We start from the raw sequence: 12,605 nt of genomic DNA, 5'->3' as shown, positions 1-12,605 counted from the left end.
CCATGGGCGGCTCCTACGGTTTTTCACAATGCCCGCTTCAAGGTTGGGTTTCCGGAGGTTTTTTCAAGACCCCTCGGCCTGTCATCGAAGCCCTGTGCGAGGCGTATATAAGAAAGGCGCTTTTTCACTGCAAGTCAGAACAGCCGGACAGTCATAAATTCCTTCCCGGCTATTCTGACAGGTCTTTATCCGGACGATCCCTACAGGGAACCTAGAGGTCTACGAAACCATTATTTTTGCCCGCCCGATAGATCGCGTCGATGACGCGCTGATTGGCCTTGGAATTCTCCAATGAAAACAAGGCTACATCCTCGCCCTGCACCGCCCGCACAAAATTTTGCGCCTGCAACTGATAATGGTTTGCGTCCGAAAACGACCATTCCGTCGCTTCCGTATGGCCTGCGTCGTTGAGCGTCACGCGGCCATGACCGTATTTGCCGGTGTTGAACGGCGCATGAACCTCGATGAAGCCCTTGTCGCCGTGGAAAACCATGAACTGACGCCCGGCAAGCTGCGTCGCTACATAGAAAGTCATGTCGAAGCCGTCGAATCGGGCCGCGACATTGGCATAGCGGTCAGTGCCGAAATTCGGGTCGATTTCGACGGAAGCCTGCACGGAGAGCGGCTCCTTGCCCGTGACCATGCGGGTTACGACCATCGGATAAACGCCAATATCCGGCAGCGCGCCGCCGCCGAGGTCGGGCTGGTTGCGCATATTGCCGGGATCGACGTTGAAATAGCTGAAAGCGCCCTGAACATGGCGCAACGTGCCGATGGCGCCTTCGGCCACCAATGCGCGCACCTTGATCCATTGCGGATGGTAATAGACCATGAAGGCCTCGGCGATTGTGACCTTGTGCTTGTCGCGCGCGGCGATGAGCTGGTCGATATCGTCGGCTTTCAGCGCTATCGGCTTTTCACACAGCACATGCTTGCCGGCTTCCGCCGCCTTGATCGTCCATTCGATATGCTGCGATGTCGGCAGCGGGATATAAACGCCGTCCACCTGATCGCTGGCCAGCAATTCCTCATAGGAGCCGAAGGCAAGCGGGGCACCGAAACGGTCGGCCACGGCACGGGCACGGGCGTGATCGCGGCTCGCTATCGCATGGACCACGCCATTATCCGACGCGGCCAATGCGGGAATCACCTGCGTGACGCCGATTTTGGCGGTGGAAAGAATACCCCAACGGAACATGCCATTTCCTTCGTTCAGATCGTTACTCTCATTGCCCGGCGACAATTCATTCTGCTGCGTCCCAGTCCTGAAAAGTCAGTTCCGGCCAGTATGAAAGCGCGCGGCGCGCCTTGGCGCGATGCGTTGCGGCGTTATCGATGGCACGATTAGGCCTGAGACGAAACGAAAAAATGTCATCGAGGCCGAAGGGTGCGTGTAACGTCAGCGTGCCATCGCTTTCCGACCGGGCACCGACACAGTGCGCGATGGTCGAAAAGCGCCCGATTGATTCCGTTGCTGAGCGTAGTGGCTCATAGGGCTGGCCGAAGCGCTGTTCGAACCACAGATGCACCCGCGCCTGATTGCGTATTTCCACCGGCAGGGGAAAATCGCTGAAAACCGCCTTTCCCAGTTCGATCAGCCGGCCTTCCGCCTCCCAGGAGAGATCCCGCGCATCGAAATAGAAAAGATCGACATCCTTGATGCCGTGCAGCAAAGGCCTCTCGGTGAGATGATTCCAGACACTGTTATAGAGCGCGCCCGAGACGATCCAGAATTCCACAGTTTCGGGACCGTCTACAGCCTGAGCGGCAAGGTCTTGCACACGTGAAAACGCGTCAATCAGGAGCGCGTTTTGCAGGACGATTTCCGAGAAGATCGCCCGTTGTTCCTGTTCCGGTAATCCGACATAGCGCAGGTGGTTCATCCTATTCCTCGCATCGGCTAATGAAGCCTATCGATTGCATGATCGTAAACGCAAGAAATAGAAAAACCGGGGATAGCCCCGGTTTTTCACTATCGTTTCGAATTGCAATCACATCCGCCGCAAGGCTGGCGGCGCAAGCGTCAACAGCCCGCCGAGCGTCATGGCGAAGCCAACCCACAGCGGTGCATGGAGACCATATCCCGCTTCCATCGCCAGACCGCCGATCCATGGACCAAGGCCAAGGCCGATATTGATAACCGATGCGTGCATTGCATTCACCAATGCGCCGGGATGGGCAATGCGCATCACACGCGCCACGAAAGCCGGGTTCAACGCAATGCCGGTCAGGCCGATCATCACGATGGCGAGGATTGCAGCAGGCTTGAGTTCGGCGAAAAGCGCGAAGATCAGCATGGCTGCAAGCATCACCACAAGACCTGCAAAGATCGTCACGATCGTGTGCCGATCGGCAAAGCGCCCGGAAACATAGTTGCCGACGATGTTGGCCGCACCATAGATGGCGAGCAGGAATGGAACCTGCATGGCCGAAAATCCGGCCAATTCCACGGTGATCGGCGACAGATAGCTGTAAACCGCAAAAGACGAGCCGATGACCAGCGCGCTGGTGGCATAGGCCGCCCAGAGTTTTGGCTTGCGCATTTCCGCCAATTCCGAACGCAGATCGGCCTGCGGTCCGTCACGGGTCGTTTCGATCTTGAGCGCGATGACCAGCGCGCAAAGCAGAATCAGCACCACGATGCTCCAGAAGCTGGCGCGCCAGCCGAACGCATTGGTGATCGCCGTTGCAATCGGCACGCCCAGCACGGTGCAGAGCATCAATCCGGCAAAGACCAGCGAGGACGCGCGTCCCCGCAGTTCCGGCGCGACCAGCTGCGCCGTAATGGCGAGCATGAGGCCGAAACTGGTTGCGGCGGCCATGCCGGTCAGCACGCGGGCGGCCAGAAGCACCTGGAAATTGCTGGTGGAGGCGGCAACGCTCTGCGCAAGCGCATAGAAGATCAAAAGGCCGAGCAGTCCGCGCTTGTTCTCGATCTTCAGGGCCAGAAACAGCACCGTTACCAGCGGACCGCCGATCATCATGCCCAAGGCATAGAGCGAAATCAGATTGCCGATATCGGCAATGGAGCGGCCAAAAGCTTCCTGAAGCGAGGGCATCATGCCCGAAATCATCAGTTCGGAGGTCGTCAGCGCAAAAACGCCGAGACTGAGACAATAGACCACCAGCGGTATTGCCCGCGCCTCTTTACGGGACGCAACCGTCCCATCCGCCGCAAGGGCAGAATCGCACGAATCGTTCATGGAGACGAATCCTATTTATGTAATAATGATTATATAATTCATATCGACTTGTTCGAGCGCGTCAAGAGAATTATATAAGACAGACTACAGAAAGGGAGGAAAAATGGTTTCGCGCGGTCGCCCGCGCAGTTTCGATCGCGATGCTGCGCTGGACAAGGTCATGAAAGTTTTCTGGGCCAAGGGCTATGAATGCGCCCAGATCAGCGATTTCACGGCAGCCATAGGCATTACGCCGCCGAGTTTCTATGCCGCATTCGGCAACAAGGAACAGGCGTTTCGCGAGGCCGTTGACTATTATCGGCGCACCATCGGCGCTGCCCCCTTCAGAGCTTTGGAAGACGCCGTCACCATTCAGGACGGCATACGCCTCTGGCTTGAATTGAGCGCAGACAGCGCTTTTGCGTGTCCTGCTGGCGGCTGCATGATCAGCGTCAGCTCGATCCAGTGCAAACCGGAGAACGTCCCGGTCAAGGAATTCCTGACAGCCATTCGCCACACCAATCAGGACCTGCTTTCCAAGCGCCTGCAACGCGCCTTGCGCGAGGGCGACCTGCCGCCCGAAACCGACATCGCCCAGATGAGCGAATTCTACCACGCGATCCAGCAGAGCCTCTCCTATGAGGCGCGCGACGGCAGTTCGCGGGCCGCGGTGCAAAACATCATCGACATGGCCATGCGCGCCATGCCCGCAAAAGTAAAGAGCCCGGCTTGAAGCCGGGCTCTTTACTTTTTGCTTATCCGCGCAGCACGCCGCCGGTCTGTTTGGCGACACTTGCCACAACCTGTTTCGACAATGCGTCCAGATCTTCGTCGGTCAGGGTGCGGTCCTGCGGCTGAAGCAGCACTTCAACCGCAATCGACTTCTTGCCTTCGCCAAGCGATGCACCGGTGAAGATATCGAACACCTGAACGCCGACGATCAGCTTCTTGTCGGCTGCCGAAACCGCCTTCACGACATTGCCCGCTTCGACAGTGGCATCCACCACAAAGGCATAATCGCGTTTGAGGCTCTGGAACTGCGACAGGTTGAGCGCAGGCTTGGTGCGGGTCGCCTTTGCCTTCGGCTCAGGGATCGCATCGATATAGATTTCGAAGCCGCAGAGATTGCCCGACACGTCGAGGGCTTCCAGCGTGTCCGGATGGAACTCGCCGAAATAGCCAAGCACGACCTTGGGGCCGAGCTTCAGCGTGCCGGAACGGCCCGGATGGAACCATTCCGGTCCACCGGCTTCGATCTGGATGCGATCAACCGGCGCACCGGCAGCTTCCAGCGCCGCCAGCGCATCGGCCTTGGCGTCGAACACGCCAACGGTCGCCGCATTGCCCGACCAGAAGCGGCCAGCGCCTTCAACGCCCGCCGTTCCGCGACGGATACCACCGGCCACACGGCGCTGCTTCTCCGGCGTGTCGCCTTCATAGATGCCCGAAACCTCGAACAGAGCGATATCGCCAAAACCGCGATCCGCATTGCGCTGTGCCGCAGCCAAGAGGCCCGGCAGAAGCGACGGACGCATATCCGACATGTCGGCTGCAATCGGGTTCGCAAGCTTCAGCTCCGGCTGGCCGCCGCCAAATGCCCTGGCGTGTGCTTCGGAAATGAAGGAATAGGTCACCGCTTCCAGCATGCCGCGCGAAGCGAGCATACGGCGGGCATGGCGCGTGCGAATCTGCAAGGTGGTCAGGATACGGCCATTCACGGCGCCATGGTTTGGCAGCGGCTGCGGCTCGATCTGGTTGATGCCGTGAATACGCATGACTTCTTCAACGAGGTCGGCCTTGCCTTCCACGTCTCCACGCCATGTCGGCACCGTTGCCTTGATGACCTTGCCATCGCCTTCGACACCGAAGCCGAGACGCTTCAGGATATCGAGCGAAGCGTCGTAGGAAACCTCGATACCTGTCAGGCGCTTTACTTCCGTGACCGGGAAATCGATGACGCGCGCAGCTGGCGCCTTGTAACCGACAACGTCGAGAACCGTCGGCTGTCCACCGCACAGGTCCAGCACCAGCTGGGTTGCAATTTCCGCACCCGGAACCATCATTTCCGGATCGACGCCGCGCTCGAACCGATAGCGCGCATCGGTGACGATGCCGAGTTCGCGGCCCGTGCGTGCAATCATGCGCGCATCCCAAAGCGCGGATTCGATCAGCACATCGACAGTGTTCTCGTCGCAGCCAGAATGTTCGCCACCCATGATGCCGGCAATCGATTCGGGACCGTTTTCATCGGCAATGATGTACATGCCGGGCTTCAACTTATACTCGCGCTGGTCGAGCGCCAGAATGGTTTCGCCTTCACGCGCCGCACGCACCGTCAGATTCCCCTTGACCTTGGCCGCGTCGAAAACATGCAGCGGACGGCCCTGATCGAAGGTCACGTAATTGGTGATATCCACCAGCGCATTGATCGGGCGCAGGCCGATTGCCTTCAGACGCTGCTGCATCCATTTCGGGCTCGGGCCGTTCTTCACGCCCTTGACCATGCGCAGCGCAAAGCCAAGGCAGAACGGGTTTTCCGCATCCTGATCGAGAACGATCTTCACCGGCGTTTCGCCTTCGCCCTTGGCGGCGGCTGGCAGCGTGTTCTTCAGCGTGCCGAGACCGGCGGCTGCCAGATCGCGGGCAATGCCGTGAATACCGGTGCAATCGGCGCGGTTCGGCGTGAGGCCGATTTCGATAATCGGATCGTCAAGGCCCATATAGGCCGCAAAGCTTGTGCCCACCGGTGCATTTTCTGGCAGATCGATAATGCCGTTATGCTCGTCGGACAGTTCCAGCTCACGTTCGGAGCACATCATGCCAAAACTTTCGACACCGCGAATCTTGCCGACCGACAGCGTGACATCGAGACCCGGCACATAGTCGCCCGGACGGCCCAGAACACCGACCAGACCGGCGCGGGCATTCGGCGCGCCGCAAACGACCTGTACCGGCTTACCATCGCCCGTATCGACGGAGAGCACGCGCAGCTTGTCGGCATCGGGATGCTGGGTGGCACTCACCACCTTGGCGATCTTGAAAGCCTTGAAGGCGGCGCGGTCATCGACCGATTCCACTTCAAGACCGATATCGGTCAGCTTCTCGACGATCTGGTCGAGCGTCGCATCGGTTTCAAGGTGATCCTTGAGCCAGGAAAGCGTGAATTTCATGATCGTGTTCTTTCCTAAAAATCAGCGTTTGAGCACTTCGACAACGCGAAAGCGCTCGCAAAGCAATTCCATATCTGGAGAGAAGCCGCCGTTGCGGCGAAAATAGGCTTCGTGGCCCTTTCGCCATTCTTCCAGCGGGCCTTCGCCCTCCTGTTCCGCAAATGCGGCATCAACCTCATCAAAGCGGCGGACCGTCAGTTCGACGGTTTCGACCACCGCAGCGGGTCGGCCAAGACCATCCAGAACCACATCGCGACGACCGATGACCGGCATCGGCTCGCCGTCTTCACCGAATGAGGCAAGCGCGGCGCAGGTCGCAGTCTTGCGACCTGCCAGAACCAGCGCAAGCAGCTCATCGGCGAGTTCCGGCGAATCGCCAAAGGCGAAAGTCACGGCATCGCGATAAGGTTCGGGCAATTGCGTCATGCGCTGAGGCCACCAAACAGCGTCGGCAGATCGAGCGGACGGAAACCGTAATGGTTGATCCAGCGCACATCGGCGTCGAAGAAGGCGCGCAGATCCGGCATGCCGTATTTCAGCATGGCGATGCGGTCGATACCCATGCCCCAGGCAAAGCCCTGATAGACGTCCGGGTCATAACCCGAAACGCGCAGCACATTCGGATGCACCATGCCGCAGCCCAGAATTTCGAGCCAGTCATTGCCCTCGCCGAACTTCACATGCGGACCGGAGCGGTCGCACTGGATATCCACTTCGACAGATGGTTCCGTGAACGGGAAGAAGCTCGGACGCATGCGCATCGTCACCGACGGCACTTCGAAGAACGCCTTGCAGAACTCTTCCAGCACCCACTTCATGTTGGCGACATTGGCCGACTTGTCCACGACCAGACCTTCGACCTGATGGAACATCGGCGAATGGGTGGCGTCGGAATCCATGCGATAGGTTTTGCCCGGGATCACGATGCGGATCGGCTCGTCGCGGCCTTCCTTGTCGCGGATCGCTGCGAACTTCTCCATCGTGTGCACCTGCACCGGCGATGTATGCGTGCGCAGAAGCTTGCGCTCGCCCTTTTCATCCGGATTGAAGAAGAACGTGTCGTGCATCTCGCGCGCCGGGTGCCCTTCCGGGAAATTCAGCGCGGTGAAATTGTAGTAATCAGTTTCGATATCCGGACCTTCGGCAATCGAGAAACCCATATCGGCGAAGATCGCCGTGATTTCGTCCACCACCTGCGAAATCGGATGAATGCGGCCGCGCGAGGCAGCGCTTTCACGAACCGGCAGCGTCACATCGACTTTTTCGCGTTCCAGACGGGCCGCAACCGCAGCCTTGCGCAGCGCAGACTTGCGCTCCGTCAGCGCATCGGTGACGCGGTTCTTCAGGCCGTTAATCGCCGGGCCCTGAAGCTGGCGTTCTTCCGGCGACATGGTGCCGAGCAGTTTCAACTTCTCGGAAACCGTGCCCTTCTTGCCCAGTGCCGCGACGCGGACCGCTTCAATCGCCTGCTCATCGCTGGCGGCGGCGATTTCGCCCATGATCGTTTGTTCGAGTTGTTCAAGATCGCTCATTGTCTATATCCCTCTCGTGTCCAAGGGACACTCGACGCCTCTTGTTTACATCCCTGTCGTGCCTTCGGCACTCCACGCCTCTTGTTTGCTTCCCTGTCGCGCCGATGGCGCTCCACGCCTCTTGTCTATTTCCCTGCGCGCCTGCAACACCCACGCCTCTTGATCGGCGATATCGGCACCGGGCACCAGATAAGAAAGAAAAACCCGCGCCAGCCGAGCCAGCGCGGGTTCCCCAAATTCACAATGTCACTTGGGAAGGGCTGGCTTAGCGGACAGCGCCTTCAAAAGCGTTCGGCGTTTCGGTGTTCTTGAGGTACTCAAGAGCCTTCTTTGCCGATGCAACCAGCGCACCGAATGCATCCGGTTCGTGGATTGCGATATCGGACAGGACCTTGCGGTCGATTTCGATACCAGCCTTGGCCAGACCGTCGATGAAACGGCCATAGGTCAGGCCCTGCTCGCGGACAGCAGCATTGATGCGCTGGATCCAGAGAGCGCGGAACGTACGCTTGCGATTCTTGCGGTCGCGATAAGCATACTGCTTCGAACGGTCAACTGCAGCCTTAGCGGTGCGGATGGTGTTCTTGCGACGACCGCGGAAACCGGCAGCCTGATCGAGAACTTTTTTGTGCTTGGCGTGTGAGGTAACGCCGCGTTTTACGCGTGCCATATCATGATCTCCTTAAAGGACAGCGGCTTAGAGGCCGTTAGGCAGGAACTGTTTTACGATCTTCGCATCTGCTTCCGAGAGCACCATGGTGCCGCGTGCATCGCGAATGAACTTGTTCGAGCGCTTGATCATGCCATGGCGCTTGCCTGCAGCCGCAGCTACAACTTTGCCAGTGCCGGTGATTTTGAACCGCTTCTTCGCGGCCGATTTGGTCTTCATCTTGGGCATTTTGCTACTCCTTAATTGCGATCCCCGTCGTGCCTGCGGCACTCCACGCCTCTTGTTATGGAAGGCGCTCGTGCCTGAAACCGACCGAAATCTGTTTTTACTTTCAGACAGACCAAGCCTGAAAAGCATACGAAACCGCCACGGCATGCCCTGCCGGGCGGTTCGAACGCGGCCTTATAGGCTTAAAGCCCATAAAACGCAATGGCTGAATCAACCGAAATTGATCAATAAAGCCGCAACAAAACCGACAAGACATGGATGTCCTGCAGGTACTCGATAAATTCGAAGAACGGATAGGCTACGAAGAATACCAGCCCATCTATGAAAGTACGATAGAGCCGGTCCGGCTTCACCGTGACCGTCGCGTCGTCGCTATAGATCGAAAACTTCGGGAAGAAGCGTGGAACCTCACGGCAATAAGCGCGGTAAGGCTCGCCGAAATTCTGCTCCAGAAATTTTTCTTCTGTGCGGATGACGATGGAAAAGGCGATATAGCAAAGCACGCCGAAGCCGGCTGCCACGATGATACTGCCCGTCTGCGCGCCGATGCCCATCGCACCGATGGTGCTGAACACATAAAGCGGGTTGCGCGTGATCGAATAAGGACCGCTGCGCACGATTTCCGCGCTCTTGCGCCCGCCGATATAAAGCGTGCACCACAGGCGCCCGAGAATCGCGGCGACGATGAAGCTGATGCCGATCGCCTCGATATATTCATGCGCATGCCCGACCCAGGCCGAGCGCACGAAAAGCAGCGCGATCACCAGCAGCGCAATCACAACGCCAATCGCCAGACGGCGACGTTGCTGATATCTTCCCAGTTCACCTATCGTCTTCATAATTGTTCCACGATTGCCACATTGGTTGCCGCCCATCCGATTGCGGGCAAATTTCCGGCAAAGAAAAACCGCCCGAAGGCGGCTTTTCCAAGACAATTCTGAAAAATCAGCGCGGTGCAAGCACCATCATCATCTGACGGCCTTCGAGCTTCGGCTCGGACTCGACCTTCGCGATTTCGACAGTGTCTTCCTTTACACGCTGCAGAAGCTTCATACCGAGCTCCTGGTGCGCCATTTCACGGCCACGGAAACGCAAGGTAACCTTTACCTTGTCGCCTTCCTCAAAGAAACGCACGGCGGCCTTCATCTTCACCTCATAATCATGGGTGTCGATGTTCGGTCGCATCTTGATTTCCTTGATTTCAACCGTTTTCTGCTTCTTGCGTGCCTCGGCGGCCTTTTTCTGGTTCTGATACTTCAGCTTACCAAGGTCTACGATCTTGCAAACCGGAGGCTCTGCGTTCGGCACGATCTCAACGAGATCAAGGCCCGCTTCCTCTGCCATAGCAATCGCTTCCTGAATGGAAACATCACCATGGTTCTGGCCTTCGGCATCGATAAGCTGGACCCGGGGAACCCGGATGTCACGGTTGGAGCGCGGTCCGTCTTTCTGGACCGGCGTCGCTCTGAACGGTCGGCGAATGGTCGTTATCTCCTGATTGTTAACGTTCATACGGCAAGAACTTTTGTCGCTCACACGACATATCCCCGATCAAACCGCAGTTGATCGCGGAAATGTCGTCAAGCAAGCGGCGAAGTCAATAGCATCTTTGACAGGAAAAATCACCCCCACTTGATAAAGAGCTAAATCGGGGGCTGAAAGCGACATATCGGTCACATTTCCTGCAATTTCAAGGGCTGCCAAGCGGTTGGGCTGATCGCGCGGGTTTCCTCGCCAGACAAGACATGGCAAAAGTCATCCCAACAATCAGGAGACTCAGATGAGCAGTGCGGGGCCAGAACTGGAGCCAGAATTTCTTGACGTGGACGGCGCGAAGATTGCCGTTCGCCACAGAGAGGGTAAAAATCGGCCCGGTGTCGTCTGGTTAGGTGGCTATCGTTCCGACATGCGCGGCACCAAGGCCCTCGTTCTCGATGAATGGGCCGAAAAGACCGGCCATAGCGCGCTGCGGCTCGACTATTCCGGTCACGGCGAATCCGGCGGCGATTTCAATCAGGGCACGATTTCGCGCTGGCTCAACGAAAGCCTTGCCGTCTATCGCCATTATGCCAAAGGCCCGCAAATTCTCGTCGGCTCGTCCATGGGCGGCTGGATTGCGCTGCGAATGGCGCAGGAATTGAAGAAGGAAGGCAAGGAGCCCGCCGGCATCGTGTTGATTGCGCCCGCCCCCGACTTCACGGCGGTGCTTGTCGAGCCAACCCTTTCTGACGCCCAAAAGCGCGACTTACAGGAAAAGGGTTATTTCGAAGAGCCTTCCGACTATTCGCCCAATCCGTACGTCTACACACGTGCGCTTCTCGAAGACGGCCGCCAGAACCTCGTACTCAAGGGCATTATCGAAACCGGATGCCCGGTCCATATTCTGCAAGGCATGCAGGACCCGGACGTGCCGTACAAGCACGCGCTGACGCTGGTGGAGCATCTGCCGGTCGATGATGTGACGCTGACGCTTGTACGCGACGGCGACCACCGGCTGTCACGCCCGCAGGATCTCGATCTTCTCATCCGCACGGTCTCCGGTTTGGCCGAACGTGTGACCACAACAGCATAACGGGGCATCATCATGCGCTTTTCGGTCATCGCGTCATCGGCGGTTGCGGCCATTGTTGGCTTCGGGGGCACGCTGGCGCTGATCATCGCCGCCGCACAGGTTCTGGGCGCCACACAGGCCGAAACAGCGAGCTGGGTCACGGCCATTTGTCTTTCCATCGCCGCCACCTCAGCCTGGCTCAGCACGCGCTATCGCATGCCGATCATCGCGGCATGGTCGACGCCCGGACTGGCGTTGATCGGCGCAAGCGCCGGTTTCACCATGGCGGAAGCCGTCGGCGCCTTCATCGTGACGGCGATTGCGCTGATCGCGACCGGACTGATCCGCCAGCTTTCGGTGCTGGTCTCGCGCATACCGGCCTCCGTCGCCTCGGGCATGCTTGCGGGCGTACTGCTCAGCTTCGTCATCGCCGCCGCCAAGACTGTTCCCTTCGATCCCGTTTTCGTGCTGCCGCTGGTAGCGCTGTTCTTCCTGATCCGCCTCTTCAACCCGTCGCTGGCAGTCATCGCCGTTCTGGTGGTTGGCATGATCTTCGCGCTTGTTTCAGGCCGCTCGCCAACCCTGCCCGCACCGGAAATCTCGACGCTCACCCTCGTCTGGCCGGAATTTCACTTAAGCGCGATGATCGGCCTCGCCTTGCCGCTCTATCTCGTCACCATGGCGTCGCAGAACCTGCCCGGTTTTGCGGTGCTGCGCGCATCCGGCTATGAACCGCCGACCAGCGCCTGCCTGCGCGTGACGGGTCTGTTTTCCATACTGTCGGCACCGTTCGGTGCATCCACCACCAATCTGGCGGCGATTTCGGCAGCACTTTGCACCAATCCCGATGCCCATCCCGATCCCACCAAGCGCTGGCTGACCGGGCCGGTCTATGCGGCAATCTATGTTGTGTTCGCTTTGTTCGGCGCATCGCTGGTTGCGATTTTCGCCGTGCTGCCGACAACGCTGATCGCGCTGGTCGCCGGTCTTGCCCTGACCGGCCCGTTCATCAACGCCATGTCGCTTGCCTTGAAGGACGAACCGGAGCGCCTTGCCGCCACGATCACTTTCGCTGTGACCGCCTCCGGCATGGCATTCTTCGGGGTCGGTTCGGCCTTCTGGGCCCTGATAGCCGGGCTTGCCGTAACTTTTCTCGAACATTTTCGGAAAAAAATTTCGAGATAATCACATTGGTTAGCTCTGACTCCCTCTGAATCGGACTGGAATCGGATTGCGACATGCTTGAAATGCCGCAATCCCCTCACCAATTCG

The 12,605-nt window shown here is 58.4% G+C and carries 14 protein-coding genes; 4 read left to right on the top strand and 10 right to left on the bottom strand.

Translation table 11 applies throughout. The features are described 5' to 3' along the window. Nucleotides 1–211: 211 nt before the first annotated feature. The 3 genes from FIC94_RS19215 to FIC94_RS19205 all read right to left on the bottom strand — a co-directional run bounded on the left by FIC94_RS19215 (nt 212) and on the right by FIC94_RS19205 (nt 3,203). Nucleotides 212–1,198, bottom strand: coding sequence for a Gfo/Idh/MocA family protein (locus FIC94_RS19215; RefSeq protein WP_140026077.1), 987 nt, complete (start codon nt 1,196–1,198; stop codon nt 212–214). Between the two features lie 46 nt (nt 1,199–1,244). After that, nucleotides 1,245–1,883: a nucleotidyltransferase family protein gene (locus FIC94_RS19210; protein ID WP_140026076.1), complete on the bottom strand. Its 639-nt coding sequence runs from the start codon at nt 1,881–1,883 to the stop codon at nt 1,245–1,247. A gap of 108 nt (nt 1,884–1,991) precedes the next feature. Then, a complete protein-coding gene (locus FIC94_RS19205) occupies nt 1,992–3,203 on the bottom strand; it encodes an MFS transporter (protein ID WP_140026075.1) in 1,212 nt (403 codons plus the stop codon). Nucleotides 3,204–3,306: 103 nt separating this feature from the next. Here FIC94_RS19205 and FIC94_RS19200 point away from each other — a divergent pair, with 103 nt between their 5' ends. Further along, nucleotides 3,307–3,915 (top strand): TetR/AcrR family transcriptional regulator, encoded by a 609-nt coding sequence (locus FIC94_RS19200; protein ID WP_140026074.1) that lies wholly within the window; start codon nt 3,307–3,309, stop codon nt 3,913–3,915. A 22-nt stretch (nt 3,916–3,937) separates the two neighbouring features. Here FIC94_RS19200 and pheT read toward each other — a convergent pair whose 3' ends face one another. The 7 genes from pheT to infC all read right to left on the bottom strand — a co-directional run bounded on the left by pheT (nt 3,938) and on the right by infC (nt 10,180). Next, the gene (pheT, locus tag FIC94_RS19195; protein ID WP_140026073.1) at nt 3,938–6,352 is read right to left on the bottom strand and encodes a phenylalanine--tRNA ligase subunit beta; all 2,415 of its coding nucleotides are present in this window, start codon (nt 6,350–6,352) and stop codon (nt 3,938–3,940) included. 21 nt (nt 6,353–6,373) lie between these two features. Continuing rightward, a complete protein-coding gene (locus FIC94_RS19190; protein ID WP_140026072.1) occupies nt 6,374–6,778 on the bottom strand; it encodes an ASCH domain-containing protein in 405 nt (134 codons plus the stop codon). Then, nucleotides 6,775–7,884, bottom strand: coding sequence for a phenylalanine--tRNA ligase subunit alpha (gene pheS / locus FIC94_RS19185; RefSeq protein WP_140026071.1), 1,110 nt, complete (start codon nt 7,882–7,884; stop codon nt 6,775–6,777). Before pheS ends, FIC94_RS19190 begins: the two co-directional genes overlap by 4 nt. Nucleotides 7,885–8,149: 265 nt before the next feature. Next, nucleotides 8,150–8,554: a 50S ribosomal protein L20 gene (rplT, locus tag FIC94_RS19180; RefSeq protein ID WP_105543029.1), complete on the bottom strand. Its 405-nt coding sequence runs from the start codon at nt 8,552–8,554 to the stop codon at nt 8,150–8,152. Between the two features lie 27 nt (nt 8,555–8,581). After that, complete coding sequence (rpmI, locus tag FIC94_RS19175; RefSeq protein WP_024898386.1) at nt 8,582–8,782, bottom strand: 50S ribosomal protein L35; 201 nt, start codon at nt 8,780–8,782, stop codon at nt 8,582–8,584. Nucleotides 8,783–9,006: 224 nt separating this feature from the next. Further along, nucleotides 9,007–9,621, bottom strand: a complete 615-nt coding sequence (locus tag FIC94_RS19170) for a methyltransferase family protein (RefSeq protein WP_109370063.1) — start codon at nt 9,619–9,621, stop codon at nt 9,007–9,009. A gap of 106 nt (nt 9,622–9,727) precedes the next feature. Continuing rightward, nucleotides 9,728–10,180 carry a translation initiation factor IF-3 gene (gene infC / locus FIC94_RS19165; RefSeq protein ID WP_318282644.1) on the bottom strand — a complete coding sequence of 151 codons (453 nt, stop codon included), beginning with the start codon at nt 10,178–10,180 and terminating at the stop codon, nt 9,728–9,730. On the opposite strand from infC, the gene FIC94_RS22850 reads away from it, so the two are divergent. From FIC94_RS22850 to FIC94_RS19155, 3 genes are all read left to right on the top strand, one after another. Next, nucleotides 10,157–10,348 (top strand): hypothetical protein, encoded by a 192-nt coding sequence (locus FIC94_RS22850; protein ID WP_319080802.1) that lies wholly within the window; start codon nt 10,157–10,159, stop codon nt 10,346–10,348. The genes infC and FIC94_RS22850 overlap by 24 nt on opposite strands. Before the next feature lie 214 nt (nt 10,349–10,562). Then, the gene (locus FIC94_RS19160) at nt 10,563–11,354 is read left to right on the top strand and encodes an alpha/beta hydrolase (protein WP_109370062.1); all 792 of its coding nucleotides are present in this window, start codon (nt 10,563–10,565) and stop codon (nt 11,352–11,354) included. A 12-nt stretch (nt 11,355–11,366) separates the two neighbouring features. After that, on the top strand, nt 11,367–12,518 hold the full coding sequence (locus tag FIC94_RS19155) for a benzoate/H(+) symporter BenE family transporter (protein WP_140026070.1): 1,152 nt from the start codon (nt 11,367–11,369) through the stop codon (nt 12,516–12,518). Nucleotides 12,519–12,605 lie beyond the last annotated feature (87 nt).

This window comes from Ochrobactrum teleogrylli (assembly GCF_006376685.1).
Taxonomy (GTDB): domain Bacteria; phylum Pseudomonadota; class Alphaproteobacteria; order Rhizobiales; family Rhizobiaceae; genus Brucella; species Brucella teleogrylli.
Note: the sequence above shows the minus strand (reverse complement) of the source record. Positions and strands in the feature narration are given on the sequence as shown.